21 protein-coding genes are annotated in these 25,458 nt (G+C 52.8%); 8 read left to right on the forward strand and 13 right to left on the reverse strand.

All coding sequences use genetic code 11. The annotated features are described in order from the left end of the window. Position 1: 1 nt before the first annotated feature. From Pla22_RS05415 to Pla22_RS05425, 3 genes are all read right to left on the reverse strand, one after another. On the reverse strand, positions 2-1,099 hold the full coding sequence (locus tag Pla22_RS05415; RefSeq protein ID WP_242631808.1) for a succinylglutamate desuccinylase/aspartoacylase family protein: 1,098 nt from the start codon (positions 1,097-1,099) through the stop codon (positions 2-4). 8 nt (positions 1,100-1,107) lie between these two features. Continuing rightward, entirely contained in the window at positions 1,108-2,307 is a 1,200-nt protein-coding gene (locus tag Pla22_RS05420; protein WP_146513715.1) for a RimK family alpha-L-glutamate ligase, read from the reverse strand. Between the two features lie 96 nt (positions 2,308-2,403). Continuing rightward, entirely contained in the window at positions 2,404-2,910 is a 507-nt protein-coding gene (locus tag Pla22_RS05425; protein WP_242631809.1) for an ATP-dependent zinc protease family protein, read from the reverse strand. A gap of 153 nt (positions 2,911-3,063) precedes the next feature. Between Pla22_RS05425 and Pla22_RS05430 the strand changes: the two genes are divergently transcribed. Further along, positions 3,064-3,411, forward strand: coding sequence for a DUF721 domain-containing protein (locus tag Pla22_RS05430; protein WP_242631810.1), 348 nt, complete (start codon positions 3,064-3,066; stop codon positions 3,409-3,411). A 41-nt stretch (positions 3,412-3,452) separates the two neighbouring features. Then, a complete protein-coding gene (locus tag Pla22_RS05435; RefSeq protein WP_146515243.1) occupies positions 3,453-4,058 on the forward strand; it encodes a DNA-3-methyladenine glycosylase I in 606 nt (201 codons plus the stop codon). Between the two features lie 14 nt (positions 4,059-4,072). Here the strand turns inward: Pla22_RS05435 and Pla22_RS05440 are convergent, their stop codons facing one another. Continuing rightward, entirely contained in the window at positions 4,073-5,692 is a 1,620-nt protein-coding gene (locus Pla22_RS05440) for a sulfatase family protein (RefSeq protein ID WP_315854142.1), read from the reverse strand. A 119-nt stretch (positions 5,693-5,811) separates the two neighbouring features. Here Pla22_RS05440 and Pla22_RS05445 point away from each other — a divergent pair, with 119 nt between their 5' ends. Beyond that, positions 5,812-6,510: a YceH family protein gene (locus tag Pla22_RS05445; RefSeq protein WP_146513716.1), complete on the forward strand. Its 699-nt coding sequence runs from the start codon at positions 5,812-5,814 to the stop codon at positions 6,508-6,510. A 4-nt stretch (positions 6,511-6,514) separates the two neighbouring features. After that, positions 6,515-8,524 carry a LamG-like jellyroll fold domain-containing protein gene (locus tag Pla22_RS05450; RefSeq protein ID WP_146513717.1) on the forward strand — a complete coding sequence of 670 codons (2,010 nt, stop codon included), beginning with the start codon at positions 6,515-6,517 and terminating at the stop codon, positions 8,522-8,524. On the opposite strand, the gene Pla22_RS05455 is transcribed toward Pla22_RS05450, so the two are convergent. The 7 genes from Pla22_RS05455 to Pla22_RS05485 form a co-directional block, all read right to left on the reverse strand. After that, entirely contained in the window at positions 8,475-11,840 is a 3,366-nt protein-coding gene (locus tag Pla22_RS05455) for a UTP--glucose-1-phosphate uridylyltransferase (protein ID WP_146513718.1), read from the reverse strand. The two genes, Pla22_RS05450 and Pla22_RS05455, sit on opposite strands and share 50 nt — an antisense overlap. Beyond that, entirely contained in the window at positions 11,837-12,694 is an 858-nt protein-coding gene (locus tag Pla22_RS05460; RefSeq protein ID WP_146513719.1) for a sugar phosphate nucleotidyltransferase, read from the reverse strand. Before Pla22_RS05460 ends, Pla22_RS05455 begins: the two co-directional genes overlap by 4 nt. Positions 12,695-12,853: 159 nt before the next feature. Next, positions 12,854-13,438, reverse strand: coding sequence for a redoxin domain-containing protein (locus tag Pla22_RS05465; protein WP_146513720.1), 585 nt, complete (start codon positions 13,436-13,438; stop codon positions 12,854-12,856). Then, entirely contained in the window at positions 13,438-14,421 is a 984-nt protein-coding gene (locus Pla22_RS05470; RefSeq protein WP_207310300.1) for a sugar phosphate isomerase/epimerase family protein, read from the reverse strand. Before Pla22_RS05470 ends, Pla22_RS05465 begins: the two co-directional genes overlap by 1 nt. After that, entirely contained in the window at positions 14,418-15,296 is an 879-nt protein-coding gene (locus Pla22_RS05475; RefSeq protein ID WP_242631811.1) for a rhomboid family protein, read from the reverse strand. Before Pla22_RS05475 ends, Pla22_RS05470 begins: the two co-directional genes overlap by 4 nt. A 204-nt stretch (positions 15,297-15,500) precedes the next feature. After that, positions 15,501-16,910, reverse strand: a complete 1,410-nt coding sequence (locus tag Pla22_RS05480) for a S41 family peptidase (protein ID WP_165440523.1) — start codon at positions 16,908-16,910, stop codon at positions 15,501-15,503. Between the two features lie 71 nt (positions 16,911-16,981). Next, complete coding sequence (locus Pla22_RS05485) at positions 16,982-18,340, reverse strand: DUF4013 domain-containing protein (RefSeq protein ID WP_146513722.1); 1,359 nt, start codon at positions 18,338-18,340, stop codon at positions 16,982-16,984. A 359-nt stretch (positions 18,341-18,699) separates the two neighbouring features. Here Pla22_RS05485 and Pla22_RS05490 point away from each other — a divergent pair, with 359 nt between their 5' ends. Together Pla22_RS05490 and Pla22_RS05495 are read left to right on the forward strand one after the other, a co-directional pair. Continuing rightward, a complete protein-coding gene (locus Pla22_RS05490) occupies positions 18,700-18,999 on the forward strand; it encodes a hypothetical protein (RefSeq protein ID WP_146513723.1) in 300 nt (99 codons plus the stop codon). Positions 19,000-19,584: 585 nt separating this feature from the next. Further along, a complete protein-coding gene (locus Pla22_RS05495) occupies positions 19,585-20,916 on the forward strand; it encodes a S1C family serine protease (protein WP_242631812.1) in 1,332 nt (443 codons plus the stop codon). A 157-nt stretch (positions 20,917-21,073) separates the two neighbouring features. Here Pla22_RS05495 and Pla22_RS05500 read toward each other — a convergent pair whose 3' ends face one another. Together Pla22_RS05500 and metK are read right to left on the reverse strand one after the other, a co-directional pair. Next, complete coding sequence (locus tag Pla22_RS05500) at positions 21,074-21,949, reverse strand: metallophosphoesterase family protein (protein ID WP_242631813.1); 876 nt, start codon at positions 21,947-21,949, stop codon at positions 21,074-21,076. A gap of 44 nt (positions 21,950-21,993) precedes the next feature. Continuing rightward, positions 21,994-23,214 carry a methionine adenosyltransferase gene (metK, locus tag Pla22_RS05505; RefSeq protein WP_146513726.1) on the reverse strand — a complete coding sequence of 407 codons (1,221 nt, stop codon included), beginning with the start codon at positions 23,212-23,214 and terminating at the stop codon, positions 21,994-21,996. A 257-nt stretch (positions 23,215-23,471) separates the two neighbouring features. Here metK and Pla22_RS05510 point away from each other — a divergent pair, with 257 nt between their 5' ends. Both Pla22_RS05510 and Pla22_RS05515 read left to right on the forward strand, forming a co-directional pair. After that, positions 23,472-24,479 (forward strand): vWA domain-containing protein, encoded by a 1,008-nt coding sequence (locus tag Pla22_RS05510; RefSeq protein ID WP_146513727.1) that lies wholly within the window; start codon positions 23,472-23,474, stop codon positions 24,477-24,479. Between the two features lie 4 nt (positions 24,480-24,483). Continuing rightward, on the forward strand, positions 24,484-25,422 hold the full coding sequence (locus tag Pla22_RS05515) for a hypothetical protein (RefSeq protein WP_146513728.1): 939 nt from the start codon (positions 24,484-24,486) through the stop codon (positions 25,420-25,422). Positions 25,423-25,458 lie beyond the last annotated feature (36 nt).

The raw sequence follows: 25,458 nt of genomic DNA on the forward strand, positions 1-25,458 counted from the left end.
ATCAAGACTCGGGATAACGGGATTCTTCGTGGTCAACGACCATCACGTTCGAAGCGAGATCCTCTACGGTCCGTTGTTCAAGGTTCTCTTCGCTTTGTCTCGATTCACGAAGTTCGTCGGGATCGGTGTCTTTAGGTAGCTTTCCAATATGGAAAACTGGTTGGCCCGGCCCTACCGCTGGGATGGTCGTCATTCCAATGATCACACCGTCAAACGGCGCTTCCATGATTCGGTTTTGATGACCCAACAAATCAGTATTTGTTGCTAGAGGCTGGTTGATCTCAACCACTTGGCCTGGCCGGACATGGAACTGCAAGAATCCACCACCGTCAGCTCGAACCCACTGAGTCCGTTTTACAACGAGCTGTTGTTCAGGGATCTCTTTGGCAAAGTCGATCATGTCCAAGTGAGCCAAAACATTCTTGACGCCACGAACAGCAGTTTCCACGATGGCGGGTTCAACCTTCCAGACCTCACCGCCTTCGAGCACGATCGTGGGGCAACCTTGTCGGCAGGCTTCTTTTCGCAAAGAACCATCAATCCCGGCTCCATCAACAATCACTTCCGTCCCGAAGTGCTTCGCAAGTGCGGCGACTCTCGGATCGCTCATGTCGGCTCGAACATTTGGATAGTTGGTTCGACGGATCGAAGCGGTGTGCAGGTCGATCCCGAAGTCACAGCGGCCAACGATTTCAGTGAAGATGGTATCGGCAACTCGGCTCGCCAATGATCCATTGGGGGAACCGGGAAAGCACCGATTCAAATCACGTCGATCAGGCATGTATCGGCTGTGCCTGTCGAAGGCGAGCAAATTCAAAATCGGAACCAGAATCAAGGATCCTTTTTTGAGTCGAAACTCTTTGTCGAGTATCAGCTCTCGAACCGCTCCAGTGCCATTGAGCTCATCACCATGAAGCGCAGCGGTGACAAAGACGGTGGGACCATCAACGTCGCTGCGATGAATCTGCAAGGGAATCGAAAGTGAGATACCGGAATAGCTTTCACTAACGGGCAAGAAGACTTCCGATACCTGTCCGCGCGGAATGGCTTTACCCAACCATGAATCAATCGATTTGCGAGGAGGGGATTCTTGTTTCATAGATTCGCTCATTGTCCCGATGACTCGATTTCTGTTTCGAGCCTACGAACTTTCGGTCGCCGTTTCTTTTGCGTCTTCTCGGGAACCATTCCTCGCATCGCTTCGAGTTTGCCAAAACACAACAAGCGGTCGTGTGGTTCAAGGGTTCGCTTGAGCCTTGGGTTAGGAATCACAACGCTACCTCGGTACAGGGTGAGGACGTTGATGTCTTGCTCTGGTAAGCCCGACTGATCAATGGTCTTGCCCACGAAATCCGATCCTTCGGGGATATGAATTTCCGTCACGCCATATCCACGACTGACGGTCAATCGTTGTCGAAGGTCAATTTCAGGAAAGGCGACCTGAGCGTTGATGTAGTCAACGATCGCACCGGCAACGTCCAGTTGAGTGCAATGTTCGATACCTTCTAATCCCGGGGAAGAGTTGACCTCCATGATCTGAGGTCCGTCTTTTCCTTCGAGCATATCGACGCCGGAAACTCTAAGTCCCATGATTTGCGAGGCGCGAACGGCCGCATCGCGGTAGGCGGGTTCAAGAGTCACGAGTTCCGTTTTGCCGCCACGATGGACATTGCTGCGAAATTCTTGACCCTGGGCTACTCGCCGCATCGCCGCAACGACATGATCACCGACCACGAATGCGCGAACGTCACGGCCTTTGCTCTCAGCCACGAATTTTTGAATCAACACGTTTTGCCGAGTACTTTGTAAGGTCTCGATGATCGCTTCGGCAATCTTGACGCTTTCAGCAAGAATGACACCTACGCCTTGAGTTCCTTCCAACAACTTGATGATGATCGGTGTTCCGCCAACGCGTTCGATGGCTGGTAACACGTCCTTTTTCTCGCGAACAAAGGTCGTTTGTGGAATACCGATTTGATGGCGGCTGAGGATTTGCAAACACCGTAGCTTGTCACGAGAGTTCGCGATGCCGCTTGAGGATGCCGTAGTGAACACATCCATTTGTTCAAATTGACGAACAACGGCGGTACCGAAGTAAGTGACCGAGTTGCCGATACGCGGAATGATTGCGTCGTAATGTGAAAGATGTTTGGATCGAAAGTAGAGGTCGGGTTCACCCTCTTCTAGATCGATAGAGAAACGCAACGTGTCCAATACTTTTACAGAGTGACCACGCTTTTTTGCGGCCTCTCGTAAACGCTTCGAGCTGTAGCAGTTTGCGCTTCTTGAAAGGATCGCTAATTTCATGAGATACTTCTTTGCAGGTGACCAAGACGAGTCACACAGGGAGAGTCGCGATTTGGTGAGGAAGAAAGTTCGAGAGACGGGGTGGAAAGAGCGTTGCTATTTGGGTTTGGGATCACCGGTAGGCGAGCGTCGTCTTGACCGACCTGGCCGTGGACCAAAGAACGATTGAGCGGGATCGACAAGCATTCGACCTCGAATCGCCTCTCGACCGATAAGCATGCGAAAGCCCATCAAACTTCGATCGGCAAGGGTCAAGTCGACATCCCAAGTATCGCCCATCCAGCTTACCGGAGTTCGAATGACAAACCGCTCCGACGACTCACCACTACTGCTGCGGATGTTTCGGATATCAAGCACCTTCGCCTGACACGTGATGACAAAGTCATCGCGACGTTGGATGGGGTGGACCTGAAAACGCACGTGTTGTTCGCCATCGACCATGAATGGCTCGATTTCAAACGCATGCAAACTAGAAGATCTCGCCCCGGTATCTATTTTGGCCTTGGTGCGTCTGACCCCAAGCGCGGGCAAACTGATCCATTCTCGCCATCCGATGACGACTAATGGCGTTTGGGAATCGATTTGGCGATCTGAAGATGTCAAAATAGATAAGAAATCGAGGGAGTAAATGGCGCCAAGTGTCCTTATATTTAGCTTCCTCACCGACTTTACTAAACCCACCTGCGGAATTTGGCAAAGCCTTTTTGAGCTCTGTTTTCCTCAACCACCTGACTCACCCCATCCGGCAAAGGCATCGTGGCAAAGTCGTATTCTAAAAAAATTGAAGCCGCGAAAGTGGCGGAAGACCGGCCCCAGGTCCGTCGAATTGGTTCATTAGTGAATCAATTGATGGCCCGTCGGGGTTACGCCCAGGTCTTTGCCGGTGAAGAAATACTACGGTCTCTTATTTCCGAAACGGGTCCAGAAGTCGGCAATGGCTGTTCCGTGGGGAAGCTCAAGGCGGGTGTCCTGCACGTTTACGTTACGGACTCGGCAACACTCCAGGAACTAAACTTTCGAAAACGAGGAATTCTCAAACGATTGCAAAAGGATCTTCCCGATAGCAAGGTCACTGATATTCGTTTCAGGATTCAAGCCTCGTGAACGAGTCCAAAGACAGGCGGAATGTATCGTCCAGCCGGGACGTGCATTCCGAACCGGACGGCGTTCCCCGTTGTTGGTGGTGCGGAACTGACCCTCTCTACAGAGCGTACCACGATGACGAATGGGGACTTCCTGTTGTTGACGATCGGGGCCTGTTCGAAAAAATTTGCCTGGAAGGTTTTCAATCAGGTTTGTCTTGGATCACGGTTTTGAAAAAGCGTCACGCTTTTCGGAAAGCGTTTAAAAACTTTGATCACAAAAAACTCGTCAAGTTCAACGATGCCGATATCGAGCGTCTGGTTCTCAACGCGGACATCATTCGGCATCGGGGGAAAATCAAGTCGGTAATCAACAATGCCGACCGAGCGATTCAGACGATCAATGATCACGGGTCCCTAGCATCTTTCCTGTGGCAATTCGAACCGAAAACTCATCGATCGCCACGTTCCAAAAATGAAGTCGCCGCGACGAGTCCCGAATCCACCGCCATGAGTAAGGCGCTTAAGAAGAACGGTTGGACCTTCGTAGGACCGACAACGTGTTACGCCCTAATGCAGGCGATGGGAATGGTCAACGATCACCTTCCCGAATGCCATGCGTGGCCCGTTGTTGAACAGGCGCGAGCAGCACTACCGAGGCCTAGATGATTGAGCCGGCCTGATCACTTGCCTTTAGGACGCGTTAAGTCGGTATAGGGAGACGATTCAAAGATAGGATCGTCGGACACTCTAGGATCTTTGGTCCGATGAAGTTCCTCCATTAAGCGAAGGTGAAGTTTGTTTCGCGTTTCCTGATGTTCCAACTTCGAAGCTAAGTTCACCATGCAATCAGGATCAGATTTCACGTTGTACAGTTCGAATTCTGGCAACTTACCTACCGCATAGTCGAACGACTTTGGATCTTGTCGTCGGTGCGTGATAATCCATGCTTTGGTAGGGCTGGCGTCCATGTCTCCGAAACCGGCAAAAGTGTTCTCGGTAAGTGCTTCTTGAAAGTCGTCTGCTTTACTCAATTCACCCGGTTCTCCGTACCCAGGAGCCGTTCCCATGGGCCAACGATCGGGTTCAAAGTTGACGACATAAAGATACTCGTCTGTGCGAATAGCCCGTTGCGGGTAAGGCTTGTTCCCAATCCGCGCGTGATCAACATGTCGTTCACGTCCAGTAAACACAGCATCTCGTTCAGGGATAACCTGCCCCGCCTGTTCGCTCTTGAAGATGGGAACCAACGAAGTGGCGGTCATTGTGTCCGGGATCTCAACGTCGGATACTTCCAAAAACGTCGTCGCCAAATCGGGCAACGAAACGAAATCATCGATTACTCGTCCAGGATTGCTGATTCTTTCCGGCCAACGGATAGCAAGAGGCACATGTGTGCCCATGTCGTAGAGGTTGCACTTGCCACGAGACACACCGGGCATACCATGGTCGCCGCTAACGACGAGAATGGTATTCTTGTCGAGACCTAACCGAGTCATCTCTTCCATGATCACACCAAGGCCTGCATCAAACGCCTGGACTTCGCCAAGGTAATCGGCAAAGTCCTCGCGGATGGTTGGCACGTCGGGTAGGTACTTGGGCAACTTGCCTTTCAGCGAATCGGGGTCGATGCCCCACAGAGCTTTGCCGCTGCCGGCAATCCACTTTCGGTGGCAATTGGTGGGGCCAAACCAGTAACAAAACGGTTGATCACCATCAAGTTTTCCGTTCCCATCCGCATCAACAAACGACAAAAAGTTCTGTCGAACTTCATCGTACAATTGTTTCTTTGCGGCTTCATGGTCGTCAGACTTCATCGCTGTTTGCGAAAAGGCGTTGAACTTGCGACCGGCGCTGTTGAACCCCGTGGCCTTTCCACCGTGGGGAGCATCGGCCGGTGTACCGGGGCTCCAAACCTTGTAGGTATGTCCGATGCGGTAGCCCGCGTCCTTCATCAATAGCGGATACGAAGGCGACGAAAAGTCCCAGATAGCCCCGCGCAAAATCGCACCTCGACCGCAACGCCAAAAGTGTTGACCCGAAAGCAACGAACTACGACAGGGAGTGCACGAGGGCGCGCTGACGAAAGCGCGAGTGAACAGAAGTCCTTCTGAGGCGACACGATCGAAGTGAGGCGTTGATACTGCATCGCTTATCCCTCCTGGATTTAGATCCGCATAGGCGCCAGCGTAGCGACCCCAATCATCGGCAAAGGCCATGATGACATTAGGCCGATCATCAGCTCGGGTATGCCCGCTAAGGACACCAAAAACTACCAACAATAAGAACAAAATTCTGGACACGATCACCTAGCCCCGAGAAGAGACGCACGAGAGTAAGATACAAACGCAAAACGTGTGAACTAACTTAACGCATTTTGAACTATGGATTGGAACCTTCATCAAATTAGGCGAGTGATAAAATGAGCGAGACAACGGATGATGAACCACGCAAGGCAAAACCACTGTCCGCAGCGGCACGGCGTATTCTCGGAGTATTGGTCGAGAAAGCCAAAACGACCCCGGACAACTATCCATTGACTTTGGCATCGGTCATCAGTGGCAGTAACCAAAAATCTAATCGTTCACCGCAGATGGACCTCGACGATGAAGACGCATTGCTGGCGTTGGACGAATTGCGAGAAGCCGGCGCAGCACGCGAAGTTCAAGGCAGCGGACGGGCTACGAAGTATCGACATGCGGCTTATGAATGGCTCGGCGTCGACGCGCCGGAATCGGCGGTGATGACTGAGCTATTGCTTAGAGGTCCCCAGACGCTCGGTGAGCTGCGAACCCGCGCGTCGCGGATGTATGCATTCGACAATTTGCAAGCTGTCGAGTCCGTGGTCAACCAACTAATAGAAAAAGATTTAGTGGAAGCCCTCACTCCGCCGGGACGCGGACAAACGTTTGCCCATAAACTGTATCCGCCGCAGGAAAGGCAATACTTGGTTGCCAAGGTCGAAAAGAAGGCAGCCGCCGAAACCACGGCTGATACTTCGACTTCCGTGTCCGAGGCTGCTCCGGCGAAGTCTCAAGTTGACAAATTGCTCGAACGCCTCGACACGGTCAATGAACGCATTGATGTGCTAGAAAAACGAATCGCTGAACTGGAACAATGATCTAATGTTGGTAAACCTTCGAACTATTCTCGCTGCTGTAATTGTCGCTCTTCTATGCAGTGTGCCCGACACGCTAGCGCATGAAGGTCACGGCGATTCGAGTGACAATCACAATCACGACGAACAGCCGAGTCGTGATCGCTTCATGACGACGCGAAGTAGTCCGCAAGTACTCCCACTGACGAAGCAGGACGATGTTTTCCACTTCGTCATTTACGGTGATCGTACAGGTGGCGTTCCCGAAGGGTTAAAGGTTCTTGAGCAGGCTGTCAAAGATACAAACCTGCTTGATCCCGATATGGTGATGACTGTCGGTGACCTGATTCAAGGCTACAACGACACGCCACAGTGGTTGCCTGAAATGAAGGAGTACAAGGCGATCATGAATGAATTGGTGATGCCCTGGTATCCGGTTGCTGGGAATCATGACGTGTATTGGCGAGGCAAAGGCGAAGCACCAGCAGGACAACATGAGTCAAATTACGAAAAGCATTTTGGCCCTCTGTGGTACTCGTTTGCTCACAAGAACGCAGGCTTCATCGTGCTTTACTCGGATGAAGGGGACCCTGTTACCAACGAGAAAGACTTTTCTAAAGGTCGTCTGCAGCGGATGAGCGACGAACAGTTGGATTTCCTAAAGCAGTCTCTCCAAAAACATTCCGCCGCTGATCACGTTTTTGTGTTCCTGCATCACCCACGATGGATCATGCCCAACTATCAAGGCGGAAATTGGGACACGGTCCACCAGATGTTAAAAGAAGCTGGCAACGTTAGTGCTGTTTTCGCTGGACATATTCACCACATTCACTACGGCGGCCAGCGTGACGGTATCGAGTATCACACGCTGGCTACCACCGGTGGACATCTCTCGGCGGATATTCCTGGTGCTGGCTATTTGCATCACATCAACATGGTTTCGGTTCGCAAAGACCGTATTTCGGTGTCAGCGATACCCGTGGGTGCCGTGTTAGATCCAAAGGAATTTACACCAGCGTTCTTGGAGCAGATTGCGTTGGCTCGACGTGTTCGACCGGTCGTTACATCATCCAACTTAGCGATGGATGTGGACGGAAGCGCCGACGGGAATTACGTCTTCGAGTTGACCAACCCAAGCCAGCAGGCAATCGACGTTCAAGTTACGTTGGAAGCCGATAGTCGATGGAAGATTCTTCCCGATCATTTCCACGCCAAAGTCTCGCCTTCGGAAACAAAGCGTTTTGAAGTTCGTCTGGCTCGCGAATCGGGCTATCCAGAATCATTTAGCATTCCACGAATTAGCACCCAGATGGACTTCCTTGGCGAATCGGCAAGGATTCGATTGCCCTCGGGTTCGACTCCCGTTGATGTTGCGCTGAAAGCATTGCCAGCTGACTACTTTTCCAATTCGATTGATCATTGTTTAAAAGTAGGTGGCCCTTCATCGGTAGCTCGGATCGAATCGGAATCGCTCAATTTGCCTGACGGACCATTCACGGTGGAAGCATGGGTGCGACCTCACCAATCCGCAGGATACTTAGCGGCACTTGCTAAAACTGAAAATTCAGAGTTTGCAATCTTTATGGATGAAGGCGTGCCGCAGTTCGATGTGCACTTAAATGGCAAGTATGTGAATGCCAAAGCGAAGAACAAGTTGCCGGTTAATCAGTGGTCCCATGTCGCCGGCGTGTTCGACGGGTCCGAAGTGAAAATATTCGTCAACGGTAGCCTCGTCGCTAAGAAGGCTGGACAGGGTAAACGTGGTCGGAACAAACTACCTCTGTTCGTGGGAGCGGATACCGATGGCAAAGGCAATCCAACTCGCCCGTTCTTGGGTGATATCGACGAAGTTCGCATATCAAAGATTGCCTTGTACACCGATGACTTCACACCATCGCGTCGTTTATCAGCAGACGAGCAGACGGTTGTGATGTTGCACTTCGACCGTCAAATCGGACCATACGTCCTTGATCAAAGTAACCAAGCCATCAAGGCGACCCTAGGCAGTGATGCTTCGCTGGTGACAACGGCTCCTTAGAGTTCCAGTCACATAGAGATTCGATATAGTCGGCACTTCCATCACGTTTCCACGGATCAAGCTGTGCTTGTATTTTCAGTTGTTGTCCTCGACGCATGGGCGTCACGAAGTAACGACTTTCGATCTCGGGTAGCGTTGTCATGTCGCCCCAAAGCTTTTCAAACTGCGAAACCGGGAAAACGTCTTCCTGAGCATGTCCCCAACGTTTCTTGACGTCTTTCAATGTGATGTAGGTAGGTAACCGAGCCGCCATATTACGAACGGCTTGGTCCACGATGACCGCATTGCCGAGTTGTTTTCGCGTTAGTCCGAATGACGAAAGCAGCCCATCAATGTCGATCCAAGTTGTCATTGAGTTGTAGAACGTCAATCCGAACTCGGCCTGCTCATTGGGCATCGCTAATCCTTCGATCAGTCGAGGGCGTCCGCCAACGAGGGCCAATCCGCCTCCGCGATCTTCTAGTCGCCGCGTAATCACTTCAAACGACAAAGTTTGCTGTCCGTCGATGTGCTTACCAAGGAGTCCCGGATCAACGGTCGCGCCCAGTGTATCGATGTTGTGAAGCATCAAATACTTAAGGCTCGGGCTGCTGGTAATCATCGAGTGCAGCAATCCATTGCGCAGCATGTTTGGGATCTCGAACCAGTGACCGACAGGGTGAATACACTGACGCGGTAGATTGTCGGTGTAGTCGCTCGCCTCACCGGTCGATCTTGCCCAATCGGTCAGTGCCGCGCGAACACTTTCGCGAACCTTTTGCTGTTGTTCGTCGAGCACCTGTTGCGCGGTCTCTTCCCACAAGAACCTTAAATCACGAACCGTCGGTACCATCCGCAAACCGATGCTACGGCCTTCCGAAAGATGAACGTCGCCATCAAAACCAAAGTGATCATTGGCAAGAAGGCTTTCGCGAATCGGCCCGTCTGTTAGGTAGCTTGTTGTGAAGACGTGAGGGATATGACCGTCATGGGCTCGCGACACTTTGCGATTCTTAGCAAGGTGCACTTCTAAGAAGCTACGGTGCCGACCGGCGAACCGATTGAACGGATGAAGGGCTTTGCAAACTCCTGCGCCTTCTGTCCATCGGCTACCAACACCGGCGGCTAACGTGACCACGGCAACTTCGTTGTTCGCGATAGCGCTGGATCCAAGGTCGATGTACTTTTGGGCAACTCCGTCGCGAACGTCGATCACATCCGCGGGACCGACATTGTTAATGCTGGTGCTAGCGGGCAACCGGTTGGATGCCAAACCGATTCGTCCATCAATCAAATTCTCTCGTATCGCTTCATGTTGTTCGCGATCGAAGCCGCATTCAGACAATATCTGTTGAAGCGATTGCGAATTGACTTCGCTAGTGTCAACACGAGGTAGCAGGCTGTTCATTAGGATCGACGCGGTCTCCTTCCCTCTTTCTTCCTGAACTCGCCGTCCAATCTGTTGCATCTCAATGCGACGACATTCTGGAAGATCTCGCATTGGAGTCCGCAATAGCTCCGGCATGATCAGCCCGTAATAGCGATCGGGCATGATCGCATCCTCACCTCGTAGTAGTTCCGATGACGTGCCGGAATCGTTAATTTGAAAGTCGTAGACGACTGGGTCCATGGCAAAGGGTAACGCGGACTGAAGCGACCGCTTGACCTCGACCATTTTGGTAGCCAACCAATCCGAGGCTTCTGACTTAATGGTGGGGTCAAAGATAAACCCCATTCCTCCGCCAGCCATTCCGCCAAGCATCCAAAAACCCCAAAACTGATCGCCATACTTTTCCCGACAAAGCTCTATAAGTTTGTCAGTGAATCGGTTAGTTGACCAAGGAATGATCGTTTGCAGGGGACCCTCAAAGTTGCGCGTTGTGACTTCACCAATACGTTTGATGTCACCATCTCGGATGGCGGCGACGACATCGTCGTAGATCTCCATCGCTTCGCGACGGCCTTCCCATTCTTTTTCATTGCGCAACAAATAGTGTTCAGTTACCATCTCTAGAATGGGACCGACATTTTGGGCCATGCCGCCATGAACAAGCACAAGGGAGTCTTGAATCTTTTGGCGTGTCTCAAACGATGCTTCTTCTTCACCCATTACATGGTGGATTGGCATCAGCCGTCCTCGGCTAATCCCGAACTCGGGATCATTCTCTTCGGCTGTCGTACCGCAGATAAGTTTGATGCCTGGCCACACGCCGCCGCTGTCCTGCCAACCACCTCCGCTGCCACCAATCCATTCACCTAGGATGGCACGGGCTGCGACTAGCCGGCGATCGTTTTCTTCGAGCGGACCCTCGAGCGATCGAACTTGCCCGGTTGCTCGCATCAGGATCGAAATCAAAGAACCGAGCAGATTAGTCGACACTGCAAGTCGCGAACCTTTGGGGATGTCGTTGATCTTGCTAACCAATTCAATGCCGTGCCCGACACCGACGATTGGTACAAGTAACTCTTCGATGGAACCTCGACATCCTTCAAGTCCCGGCGGAACCAAGCCAGACGCGATGACGGCACCCTTCAGCAAACCAAGGTAGTCTCTCGCAAAGTCGAACATTTCGCCGATGGACTCGACTTCGGTGCTGGCTCCAAGGTCAACGCTGGTGAGTCGGACGACGGGTCGGTCGATGACGCGCAGGTACGTTTCGATTGGGGGCTTGGGAACATTGTCTCGCCCGCGAACGCCCAAATCCACAGACACGTTCAGAACACGTGCACCCTCGGGATAGTCCATTCCAAGAAAGAAGATGTCGCTCCACGCGCTGTGCGAGAAATCCATCCGCACAGCAGTGGTTTCCTTCAACATCGGAAACGCACCGGATGATTCGTCGCGTTTTAGCAGTTCAGGCCTGAGACGCAGCGGATGATCGGCAGGGTATCCCAGTCGGAACATCCATTGATTTCCGCGGACACTTCGAACGCTACGACGAACCTGATCGGCGAGTGTCTGAAATCCAAGTTTATGATACGACTCAGCTAGTGCACTTGCCAAACCATCGCTTGGGCCATGGTCCCGTTGGCAATCCAAGAAGACGTCGATTGCTTCGAGGAACCGTCGCGAAAGCAGGTGTTCGTAACCCGCGTAAGGAATGAGACCGCCGTGCGAATGATCGAGTCTCTCGGGTAAGTGATAGCGGAAAATAGCCGAGAGGAAAAACAACGCGCGAACGCGATGATAGAGGTTCGGTTCACTTCGCCGAAACGAATCGAGGACCGAAATGTGATCAAGAAGTGTTTTTAAGGAAGCGCCGGCGCAAACCGATTCTAGGGATTGGTTTCGAATAGCGTCATCAGGACTTTTGATGATGTCAATTAAGCGGCTCATCGGGCTAATTGTCCTTCCACGCGATGCGAAAGCACGTCGACCATCTCGGTCAGAATCAGGTCGCGATCCCGACCGGACAACCCAATTGCCAGTTGTGCTTTGAGCAAGCCGTACTTGATTCCCAGGTTGTACCGTGTACCGCTAAGTTGCGATGCGAGGTACCGTCCGCGTGACGGAAGCATGGCGACCGCATCGGCAAGCGTCGGCTTGTCTCCGTCGGATTCTTCCACCAGGTCACATAGCAAGTTCATGACTTCAGGCATGAAGACATGCATTCCAAAGAAGCCCAGGTAGTGACCGGCTCGTAGACCCGGGGTGACCAGTTCTTGCTCGGCTAAGGTTGGAGTAGGTTTCTCGATGACACGTTCGATCTCGTAGAGTCGATCTTCCCGCGGAAGGTGAGGACCGCTGACAACACCAAAGTATGGAAGATTGCTTTCGCGAGTCGCTTGAACGGCCGACACCGAGCACTCAAATCGCTCAGCCACATCGACAAGCTGTTTCGCGCACGGCACATCCGTCGAACTGACGTAAAGATGATCACCGACCAGATGCAAAAATGGATCGTTTCCGACAAACGAACGAGTCCGGATCAAGGCGTCGGCATAGCCCAATGGCTCGGGTTGTTCGACAAAACAAAGACTCCCTAGTCGCGAGCCCGCTGCTGATTCATAGGCCTTCTGATCGCCAGGGCGAATCACAACGCAGATCTCTTCGACTCCGGCTGCGACAGTTTCCTCGACCACTAGCTGCAACGCAGTCTTATCAGTGCCATGGGCATCGACTAACTGTTGCAGCGGCAATCGGTTTTGGTTGGGAGCGGCGGCTGTAATAACAGCCTTTCGGACCTGCATGGGTCAGCACTTCGTGTGGGGGAGATGAGTTAGAAGAATCCCCCAAGATAATTCACGACGCGGCTCAGAGAAGCCTTCGGATGCCAAGCCGCTTGAAACGGCTATTTGACATCCGAGAATATCGTCAAGATTAGCACCAATACCCCACCAATGGAAGAATTATTGGGCTTTGGCGAGCTTGCGAAGCTCGTTCACCACTTCCTCGGCCTCCGCCCGTCCGGCGTGATTGTCACTGACTTTTTTCCAGGCCACTGTTCCATCTTGCTTGATGATAAAGGTTGACGGATAGGCTGTCTCGCGAGGTGCGTTCCATCGCAAACCCCAATCGTCCACCATTTTCATATCAGCATCACGAACGATTTTCAGTGGTTCGGGAAGCGACCTTTGCCCCATGAACTCTTCCGCATGAGCCGACAGTGTGTCCGCCGGCCCGGGGTAAACCAAGATCACGCGGTGCGTCAGTTGTCCGAGCGTTTTGGCACGGTTCGCAAATGATGCAACTTGGCGTTGACAAGCCGGGCACTGATAACCCGGATACCCACGAAGCACGACGACTACCACCGGGCCCTCGGTTAGTTCTTGCGTCAAACTAACTTCACCGTCATCGCCAACCACGGGAAGTGTGAAACCGTTTACGGAAGCACCAATTTTGGGTGATTCAGCCCATGTCGCAGAACGATCAAAAGAGCCGATACCGAAGGTGGTAACAAGGGAAAGGGCTGACAACAAAATTGGACGAATCATTAGGCATTCTTTTTTTCAAGGAAGGTGAGACTCTGCGCAATACTGTCCAGTGGTGCCGGCGATTGATCTTGTTCGACATGGCATTCTTTCACGCCGATTTCCTTGGCCACGTTCATCACCTGGATGATGTCGATCACGCCATCGCCTAATTCTTGAAATGCATCCTGAGGAACATCTTTTTCGTCGGTGATAGTGCCAACACCATCCTTCAAATCCTTGAGGTGGACTTGAGTGATACGGCCGGCCAATCGTTTCATCATCTCAATCGGGTTTGCACCACCAATTTTGACCCAAAAGACATCGAGTTCAAAATCCATTAACTGGGGATCAAATTGCTCGATGAAGATGTCGAAGGCAGTTTGAGGTCCGCCATCGCCTTGCTCTTTTTCGGTGCCCTCCTTCTCATTTTTGAACGAAGCAAATTCAAACGAGTGGTTGTGATAGCACATCCGCATCCCAGCGGTGCGAGTCTTTTCGGCCGCCGAATTGGCCGCATCAGCGATGCGTTTGCACTTATCAGCCGTATCTCGTTCGTTGCGTCCGATGTAACCGAAAACGACATGGCGGAGTCCGATTCGTTCTGCGATTTCGATCGTTTGATTGACGTTGATCGCATCCTTTGCGTCTGGGTTGGTAATGCCCTTAAAGTCCATAAAGGCACTGTGGACCATCATGCCGTTGTCTCGCGCCATCGCCGCGATTTCAACTCCTTGCTTGTCAATCGACATCAATTCCACTTGCCGATACCCAGCCTTCGCAATTGCCTCGATGGTGGCTTCGGGGTTCTCTTTCATCTGGTCGCGGACAGTGTACAACTGCAATCCGATGCGATCCATGTAAGGCAGTGGATGTTGAGACGAAGCAGCTTCGTCAGCCAGTGCTCGAAGAGGGCCAGCTAGCCAAGCGGTCAAACCGCCAGCGGCCGCCACGGACAATGCACGACGCCGATTAAAATTCACGGAGGACAGATTATTCGTTTTCATTGGTCTCGTTTTTCTCTTTGCCGTCGACTGTATCGTTCGAGTGTCTTCCGCTCGGATGACGTCAGGCTCGATTCACCGAACTCATGTATTTTAGCCAAGATACGATCTGCATCCTCCGCATCTTGAGCAAGTTTCTTATCGGGATCATGGATTTTAAGCTTCGCCCGTCGAGCTCTTTTTCGAAGGGTCGCTGGCAGATCAGCGATCGACTCGATAGCTAGCCAACGCAAATTCCACTTCTGGAAGTAATACGCCAACGCGATTGCCGCACCGGCTAGGTGAACCGTAAACGCAACATTGGCACCGCCCATACCAGAAACAAAACCGATCGCGCCAAGCAAGTCGATTGCAACGAATCCAACGGCGGCGATCCAGGCTTTGATGGGCAGCACCATCATCAAATAGATCTCTTGATTGGGATAGTAACACGCAAACAAGATCACCGTCGCGACGACCGCACCGCTGGCTCCGATGGTCGACGCCATCACACCACTGGTCTGGAATGCAATGTAGTTGGTCACCGCGCCCACGATTCCACCCGCCACAATGGCCAGTAGATAGAACCGTAAGAATTCCATTCTCCCAATTCGCTGCTCGACGATTCGACCGAAAAAGAACAAGCCGATCATGTTGAACAAGATGTGCATGACGCCTTGGAAGTCATGCAAAAATCCGTAAGTCACCAACTGCCACCACATCCATGGTCGTAGCAACGTGTCTTTGTTGACAGCGCCCCACTCGGCGAGTTGGCTTACCTTCACGATATTGCCGCTCGTCGGATTACGAATGGCTTGGCCAGTTTCGGGATCGGTGAAATCGACGATAAACAACAACTGCACGACGAACACGACGACATTGATGATGATCAACGTCATGGTAATGCTGCGTGGATTTTCAGTTCGGTCCCAAGGGGTCCGATCGTCTCGAGCGTAATCGCGGCCGTAGAGACCCATGGAAGACTTTATGCAATCGAAGAAGGAAACATAAGCGAATAATCGCTACAACTGATGAACGTTAATCCAGCATCGTATCAGGCTCACCCAGATCGTCCAGATTCGACAACGAGATCGTCCACGATATTAAGCAGCGTTCGCGGTCGGTTCTGCTGACGAATCTGTCTTTTCGCGAGTCAATTCAAGCGCTTCGCGAACCAATTCGACCGCGCGTCGTAATTGGGGATCGATCAAAATACCGGACTCAAGGGATTGCGCGTCATCGGATTCGGGAGAGCCCAATGACGGATAAGAAGCGACTTTCCAACGCTGTGCAATCTTTTCGATGTCTTCCGGTTGCAATTCGGCAAGCCCGCGTTCGTCAGGGCTGACACCCCAAGGATCTTCGTCCTTGTCGTCTTTGCCACGATGGATGTTCACACCGTTGGGCCGATAGTACCGAGCAACGGTGAGTCGCAAAGCACTGCGACCGTACTGCAAGGGCAAGATATTTTGGACCGTTCCTTTGCCGTAGCTTCGGGTGCCCACCACGATCCCTCGCCCGTTGTCTTTGATCGCTGCAGCGACAATCTCGCTGGCGCTTGCCGAGCTGCCATCGATCAGAATTGCGATTGGTTTATCGAGGCTAACAAGTGTTCCAGGAGTCGCATCAAAATTATCTTCGATCACGCCGCCGCGTATTCGCGTGGAAACAATGTTGCCAGACTCTAAGAACATGTCAGCGATTTCGACAGCGGAGTTAAGCAGTCCACCACCGTTGCCGCGAAGATCCAAAACCAACGCGTCGAAATCATTGTTCAGTTCGTTGAGTGCTTTGCGGAGTTCGGCTTCGGTTTTTTCGCCAAAGCTAGTCATACGCAAGTACGCAATACTCGAATCGTCCTTCAGACGATAAACCCACTTGTCGTCTTCATCACGATAATCACCGAGCACTGAATTGAGTTGGATGCGATCACGAGTGACGGTGACTTCAAGCACCGTCTTGGGTTCTTCTGGTTCAGTGGTTCCGAGTGGATCGGTTTCGTCCTCGGAAGGTTTTGTGATTTGTGGTTTGTCACCGCGTCGTAACTTCAGTCGCACCTGAGTTCCGATCGGACCGCGCAATTTGGTGCTGACCTCTTGCAACGACATCGATGAAACATCTTCGCCATCAACACCAATGATTTCGTCACCGGGCAAGAGACCAGCGAGCAGTGCCGGTGATCCTACCAATGGGGTCACGACTCGAACGGGTTGGCCGTCGTCTTGTGGTTCGACGAAAATTCCAATTCCCGCGAACTCTTGATGCATATTGTCCTGAAACGTCGCGTAGGCTTCGCCAGGGATATACTCGGAATGTTCATCAAGACCATCGGTAAGACCTTTCATCGCCGAGGTCAACAGCGTGTCGCGATCGACGGGTTCGACATAGAACGCGTCGATTAGGTTGACAGCATCTCCGATCAACATTGCCGACCGAGTTCGCCTGTGCGTGACATAACACAGCAAACTAATCGCTGCGGTGATCAGAATGAAATTCAGGTGACGCGGCGGCATGAAAACAACTTTGCGAAAAAGGGAACAAGTTGCCCTATTCTAGGCCGCATTCCCAACTCGTCTACTTGAGCTCATGTGCCGCTTAAGAAAGGCACCGGAATCAAAATCGCATGCTGCTGGACCCAAGTTAAATAGCCGTCCCAACTCGTGTATTGCGAAACATAGACGAACAGCAAGTAAACTCCCACCACTGCTGGCATTATCAATCGAACCAACCACCGTGAAACCGTGTTCCAGCGACCGGTCGGTTCGCCGTGGACCTTCGCACGATGGCGTGCCCGACGTAGCGCCAGACCTGCTGCGACCCTTGCTGGCAAAATAAACGCGACGAAAACTAGGCAAGGCAACCACATCACTTCGCGTGGGGTCGCTTCGATCTTAAGCAAGTAAAGCGGGATGGGCAAAATCACCATTGAACAAATCATCGCACCCAACCAAGCCCAGGGAGCGTGTCGAAAATCACGTCGGATCGTGCGAACGTCGAACAATGCCCGCAGTCGATTCTCGGCTGCAAAATGTGCTTGCAGCATTGGCAGATAAAGCATCGAAATGCCGAGCAAAATCAGGGACAGGAAACCAACCAAGCCCGCCAATCCGGTTTCACCCTCTCGAAACGCAGTGATGATGATGAATGCGGGTATCAACCAAACCAGAGTACCCGCAGCGCCTCGCAGTCCCAGCCAGAACAACGTGGGTAGTTCCAACGAAGTCGTAAAGTTCCACAAACGATCGGGCAAGGATGACCATGTTTTGAGTCGAAAACCTTCACGGAAGAATCGCTTAGGTTGTGGCCACAGATAATGAACCAATCGACCGCCGCGAGCCCACGCCCACATTAAGTACCCGATCGCTAACAACGAAGAGGCGATGGATAGCCATCGCAAAAGCGTGGCTTGCGAAGAACCCGGAGATACGATTTCGGCGACTGACTCTTCATGGGCAAGAAGTTGAGTAGGTAGTGCCGCAAGGAACAACGCGGTGAGTGCCAAGCCAATCTGACCAGCCTCTTGCAGGTGCGGAAGAGCATCGCGGAACTTTGCACCCGCGGTTAGATTGCCCGCAACTCGAAGAAGATAACCAAACGCGATGAGCTGAACGATCGGAATCGCTGTAAGAAACGCCAATAAAACTATCAGCGATGCGATGCAAAACAAACTGCGAAAACACCAACTGACCCAAGCGACGGTACGTCGAAACCACGATTTTGGTTGTTCGATTGCTGATGTTTCCAATGACTGATGCGACGTTGAAGCTGGCAGCTCGACCAAGGAATCGTCCAGTTGTGACTCAGTCGTCGCTGGCAAATCATCGGTCACCAGTTCAGGCGAGACGAGTTTCCCAACAAAGGGTTCATTGGCGGCGTCGATAGAATCGAGATCTTTCGATTCCAAGGCCAAGTCGGTCAGATTCAATGAATCGGAATCTGTCATGACGGGTTACCGGGTAAGAGCATCCATGCGATCTAGGTTGAATACACGAGACAAGATGGGAGATATCTAGCATTCGCTCGGTACATCGCGATCTTGGCTCCTTCTTACATTATGGCGAAACTTCTTTCTCGAAGGTGAGGCGTAGGCTTTTGAGGATTGGCAAAGATGGGCTAAAGAAACGCAAGATGGATGCCGATGTAACAAACATTGTCCATCTTGGGGGGAAACTCGATGGAAGGATGCGTGCTGCGGTTTGGCTGCCGCGTGTCTCTTAAACCATGAATTCAACAACGTTTGTACACCCCCTTCTGCTTTGCTTCGCCGCTGCGGTCGTCGCCGCTCAGTGTGGTTGTGTAGCGATGAATATCCCCAGTCAGCGGTTCCACGACGCCGATGATCATGGCGGAATTTTGGGAGCCTGGAAAACTGGACCCATCGACTTGGCGAATGCTGAGACCATGGCAGATCTGCGGAGCCCAAGTTCCAACGGAATAGAGCATGCTGCTGCAGGAGTTGAGCATGCTTCAAGTTGCGTGAGTGGCGGGGCACTTGATGTTGATCCATTTGATCAAAGCGCGGGTGAACATCGACCACCAGCCGAGCCGGAAGTGCCATGGCCACGATACCATCCGGTACCGACACGTCCGCTCTATCAATAACCGTTTGCGCTAACGTCGACCGAACTTGGGTCGGCACTTCTTACGAGCTTGCTGGTTCTCATCAGCGTTCTAGCTCTGATCAGCGTCTTTGTTCTGATCAGCGTCTTTGTTCTGATCAGCGTCTGGGTTCGCACGATCTTTTCGAGCGACGTCCCTTTGCGCAAGGCGGCTTGCCGCAGGCTCCCTTCGTGTAGGGGATCATTTCACCGCCACGGGTTATCGTTGGTCCGCCGCGCTGTCGGTGTTGATGGGGCCATCATTGAGTGATTCTGACTTAGTTTTTCAGGGTTACCGCCGGAATGGGGACCCAGGTTGTTAAGGCTGGTAAACCTTGCGGGGCTCGGCTGACCGCATCAAGCATCGCGATGGATTGTTCCGATGCAAACAGCCATACCGGTACTGCCGGTCAGACCCATTGAATGACGGACGACGCCCCAATGACTGTTTAAGTCACTGGGTAGACGAAGTCATTGAACGACCCATCTCATCAAAGACCGGGCCCGCGATTATATGCGCACATCCTTTCAAGTTCTCCGTCATCGGATTTCGCTCCTTGCTGTGGGCGTGCTTGCCAGTTCGATCGCAATGTCGTCAATGGCATTCGCTAGCGATCCCGATTCCCAACTCAACGATCTGCGGATGACACCGACGGTCCGAGCGATCCAACGCGTTTCGCCAGCCGTCGTTAACATCCATGGTCAAAAGACCGTACGCTCAACAGCAGCCGGCATGGCTGGTGCCGAAGGGCCCGACTCGTTTCGACAAGTCAATGGAATGGGCACCGGGGTTGTGATCGACCCTCGCGGCTACGTCGTTACTAACTTTCATGTTGTCGAAGATGTAGATGACATTCGAGTTACGCTTAGCAACGGCGAAACCACATCGGCTCAACTGGTAGCCTCGCGAGTTAAAAGCGATTTGGCACTCATCAAAGTTGACTCGTCATCGCTTTTGCCCACAATCCCGCGTGGTACAAGCAGCGATTTGATGGTCGGCGAACCAGTGATCGCAATTGGAAACGCTTTTGGATACGTCCACACCAGCACCCAGGGCATTGTTAGTGCACTGCACCGCGATGTACCGGTTAATGAAACACAAGAGTACCGTGATCTGATTCAAATCAGCGCGGGTATCAATCCGGGCAACTCCGGCGGTCCGCTCTTGAACATCAAAGGCGAAATGATCGGCGTGAATGTTGCCGTTCGCGTGGGTGCCCAGCAGATAGCGTTCGCGATTCCGATCGACCAAGTCGTCGAGATCGTTACTGAGATGATCGAGATCCACAACGAACAAAGATTATTGACAGGTGTGAGAGCCACCGGCGGACCACGCGATGGTGACGGTATCACGATCGCCAATGTCTCCGCTAGCAGTCCAGCCGCACGGGATGGCCTGAAGCCGGGGGACCGCGTGATCCGCGTTGGCTCTCAACCTGTTGATGATCGTCTGGACTTCGCTTTGGCGATGCTTGAGGTAGAGCCAGGCCGTGCGATGGAATTTGAAGTCGAACGAAGTGGTAAGCGATTCGACTTGGCCGTGGTTGGCGAGGCACCTCAATCGGCATCACCACAGTCGGTTGCTGCCGCTGCGTGGACGATGCTGGGCATTCAAGCCAAACCCGTGGCAGAATCCACCATGCGTCGACTCAATGCACGAATGCGTACCAAGTACACCGGTGGATTGTATATCCAAGCAGTTCGCCCAGGATCGGCCGCGGATCAGCAGGGAATCGTCCCAGGCGACGTGTTGCTTGGAATCCACGGCTTCGAAACAACCACGATGGCAGGTTTGGGTAGCATCTTAGAGCTCCCTGAAATCAAACGAGGTCCGAAGGCTCGGTTTTACCTAGTCCGCCGCGAGCAAACGCTTTACGGCCACATGCAAATTGCTGCGATGCCCAGTTCGACGCATCGCTAAATCAACCTTGAGGGCTTTTGCGAGAGCGTCCCGGGGCGAATCAGTGATTATCCGCATGATCACTGGCTAGCCGACCCAGCCGGGACGAAATCGCAGCCCTTAAAAAGTGGGACTGGCGTCGCGCCTGTCGTTGTCTCGACAATCGCAGGCGAGGCGCCTATCCCACTCTTAAAACATCTATCCCGCTTTCGTTAACCGTCACGATGGCTTCGATTTCCGGATGTCCGTACACCGAAGCTCCGGTGTAGATAATTAGGTTGTCTCGGACTTGAGCGACTCCGTCGTGATGAGTGTGCCCGCACAGCACCGTGAACTGAATCTCAGGAAGCGATTGCGATGCTGCCAATAAGCACTTGCCGACTTCGCCGCAGACAAAAAACGGCGACCAATTTTCGTCGGTCGTATGTCCTTCGTACCAACAGGATTCCGGTAGCGGCGGCACATGAGTCAGAATCAAGACATGCTTGGTGTCTGGGGGAAGCCGCTTGATTTTGTCCGACAAACGGTCGGCCGAATCCCGCCCGAGCTGATTCAGCTTCGCCTTCCATGCGTCCGACGGAATGCTTGTGAAATCTTCGATTTGGACAAAATCATTGAGCCGCACATACGATCCCTCGTAGTCGCCCAGTGTCGCATCGCCCCAACCATCTTCGCCAAGCAAGTACACACCTTCGGCGAGGCGATAATCGTAAACGTCGGTTAGGTAACGTAGCCGAGGTTCGCTTCGGCAAATGTCCGCTACCGATCGCCGGGTTTGGGCAATCGACGAACCATAAAAATCATGGTTGCCTAGAACAAAATGCGTCGGACCTTTGGTCTGCTTTGCCAACTCCATCAACGCCGACGCTAAAGCAACGTCAGTGCTGCGAGAACTTAATCCCGCAGCAGTACTTAAGTTCGCATCGCCGTCAGCCAAGACGCTTTGAGATAAATCACCGGTCAACAACACACCATCGGAGTTGTTCGCGGCGATCTTCTCGCACAGCCGCGACCAGACCTCTCGTGGGCAATGGTCCACGTGGAGGTCGGTCACCCAAAGCAGCTTGACGCTATCTTGCGTGCTCAGAACAAACCAGCCTAGGCGGCAGCTCCTGCGTCGGCAGCCAGCGCTTCAGCCTTATCGGTCTTTTCCCAACTGAATTCGCCGTTAGGACCAGGTTCGCGACCGAAGTGACCGTGGGCAGCAGTAACGCTCATCACCGGACGGGTCAGGCCAAGTTCCTTGATCAAACCGCGAGGGGTCAAGCTAAAGTGCTTGCGAATCAATTTGATCATCTCGCTTTCAGAAATCTTGCCAGTACCAAACGTGTTCACGTTGACGCTCACGGGCTCGGCTACACCGATTGCGTAAGCGAGTTGAACTTCGACTTCGTCAGCAAGTCCGGCGGCGACCAAATTCTTGGCAACGTAGCGAGCCATGTAGGCGGCACTGCGGTCAACCTTTGAAGGATCCTTGCCACTGAAAGCACCGCCTCCGTGACGTCCGCGGCCGCCGTAGGTGTCGACGATGATCTTGCGTCCGGTCAAACCGGTGTCGCCGTGAGGTCCACCGATGACGAACTTGCCGGTTGGGTTGATGTGATACTTAATAGGTTCGCCAGAGATAAACTCAGCAGGCAACATTGGCTTGATGCACTTTTCAATGATCAAGTCCTTGGCTTCCTGGGTGATGGTGTGTCCATCCTTCGCCAAGATTGATTCGTCATGCTGGGTACTAACGACGACGGTATCGATTCGGATCGGCTTGTTGTCACTGCCGTATTCGACAGTGACTTGACTCTTGCTGTCGGGACGAAGCCAAGGAATTTCACCGGACGCGCGAAGTTCAGCGAGCTTTTCAACAATGCGGTGTGAAAGGTGAATCGGAAGCGGCATCAAGACATCGGTTTCGTTGCATGCGTAACCGAACATTAAGCCTTGGTCGCCAGCACCCTGTTCGCCTTCGACGTCCGAAGCCTTGTCGACTCCCTGAGCGATGTCGGCGGACTGCTCGTGAATCGCATTGAGAACTCCACATGCGTCGTAGCTGAACCCGATATCCGAGTGGATGTAGCCAATCTTCTTAATCGTTTCGCGGACAATCTTCTGGACGTCGACATAGTGACTGGTGCGAACCTCACCAGCGACAATCACTTGGCCGGTGGTGACCAGCGTTTCGACAGCAACCCGAGCATCGCCAGGATTAGGGTCATTGGCCAAAATATCATCGACAATCGCATCGGAAATTTGATCCGACACTTTGTCGGGGTGGCCCATGCTGACCGATTCGCTAGTAAAGAGGTAAGTTTGGTCACTCACGACAGGAATTCTCCGGGAACTGAACAGACCAGGCCGCAAGCCTCATTTCGATGATTTGCGGTGTGGTCCAAGGTATTAGACTGAGGGAACGTTTGAAAAGCACTCTTCGCAAAGAGTGCCTTTGAAGCGTTCTGGCAAAGAGCTGAGGCCATAAATTAGTTGCCCAGGTCGGTTGTGAGAAGCGCACCGACGAGTGGTTTTGTCCAGGAACTGAATATCTCTACCCTAAGTCCCGATCTCCCCAACACGACCGATCCTTGCCCAATTCCGCTCAAATGCCGTCTGATGAGCCTCTCCAGCTCCAACTGCGGGCCAAAACCACGCCCGCGTTGCTGCTTTCGATGGTATTTCACATTGTTGCTTTAGTCGTCATCGGATTGATGCTTGGCCAAGTCGAACGAGGCACGGGCGAACAGGCGGATCGGCCCGTCGGAATTGCAATGGTCCACCGGATGCCCGATCGGGACCGATATGTGGAAGCTTCCCAGGTCCAGCCCACTCCAACGGAATCAACGCAATCGGCGACGTCGGCCGCAGCGTCCGCGGCCGCGGCTCCCCCCGCTGACCTAGCACCTCCGTTGGACCTTGACGGAATATTGGAAGCCATCAAGGCATCGCCCTCGCCCGTTTCGGGAACCGGGATGGCTGGGGAAACTCAACTTGATGGTGACGCCTTCGGTGATGCCGATGGTGCGGGAAAGTCCAGCAGTGACGATGATGCGACAACAATGGTGTTCGGCGTTTCCGGAAGCGGGTCCCAGTTTGTTTATGTGTTTGACCGCAGCGACAGCATGAATGGCTACGGGGGTCGTCCGTTGCGTGCGGCAAAATCAGAACTGATCAAGAGCCTCAGCGGATTGACGGACAGGCAGCGTTTTCAGTTGATCTTCTATAACGACAAACCGTCACCGATGCGGCTTTCCCGCTCTCCGCTGCAAATGTTCGCAGCAGACGCACCCAGCGTGACCGCGGCCAAGCAACACATCAACTCGATTACCGCCTACGGAGGAACAGAACACTCTTCGGCGCTAAAGATGGCGTTGCAACTCGGTCCAGACGTGATCTTCTTTTTGACCGACGCAAGGATTCCACGGATCTCGCCGAGCGATCTTCGTGACATTCAAATCAGAGCACAACGGACCGGGACCACCATTCATGCGATTGAATTTGGTACCGATGCGATGGCACCCTCAGAGAGTTTCCTGAAAGAGTTGGCAGCGATGAATCAAGGCAAGTACCAATACGTTAATGTTCAAGAGTTGTAACGCCATGAAATTTGCGAGGCTGATTCTAGCGATTTGGTTAAGTGCCAACGCAATGTCCAATGCCAACGCACAATCGCCCCGGTCCACTTCGCCGCTCGACCGAGTTTGGCTAGAACCGAAGCGACCAACGCAATCACAAAGCGATTGGTATCCGCAAGCAATTGAACCATTGGAAGGTCGTATTGTTGAGTTTGACGATAAGCAATTGAGCATCGCGGAGGGTCAGACCAAAGATAAGACGATCGTGGCTGCTCGTCGCGTTCTATGGATCGAGCCCGGTGAAGTCTCCGACGGTGAACGTCGTGTTATCGATGCGTTTGAAAACGGCGACAATCGAGCCGTGCTGGCTGACCTAGCGGAAGTATTGAAGGCACGGCCGCCGGTGTGGCGTCAGCAATGGTTAACAATGCTAGGTGCTAATTCGGCCAAACTAAGCGGGCGAGCGAAAATCTCACTCGAATTAGTTTCTCAACTCGATCGTCGTCCTTTGCCGGCAATGGTCGTCGCTTGGGCACCGATCGCGTGGACGCCCGAGCGTTCCAATGATCCAACGATCCAATCCTCCCTCGCACGCTTGCAGGATCCCTCGCCGTTGACGCAGTTGGTCGCCGCCAGTTGGTTGCTGTCTTCGTCGCACCGAAATGACGCTCTCGAAACGATTCAGACACTCGCAACAAACGAAGATCGTCCGTCTGTGATGACGCTCGCGAGGTGCCTGTTGTGGACCACGGCTTCACCGCCCGAGGTCAAAGCCAATTATCAGCAGTGGCTAGACGAGTTGGAAACCATTCCCATATCGCTAAGCGTGGGGCCTACGGTGTCGTTGCAGCGAAAGTTGCAGGCGGCCGGACTTTCTCAAGCTGCCAATGCACTCGAGTGGTCACTTGAACTCACTCCGGTGCATCCTCATCCAGCATTGATGACGAACCGCGTCTCGCCATAGGTTCGCCATCGCTTGCCAAGCAACGTTGGTCTTAGA

This window comes from Rubripirellula amarantea, from assembly GCF_007859865.1.
Lineage (GTDB): Bacteria > Planctomycetota > Planctomycetia > Pirellulales > Pirellulaceae > Rubripirellula > Rubripirellula amarantea.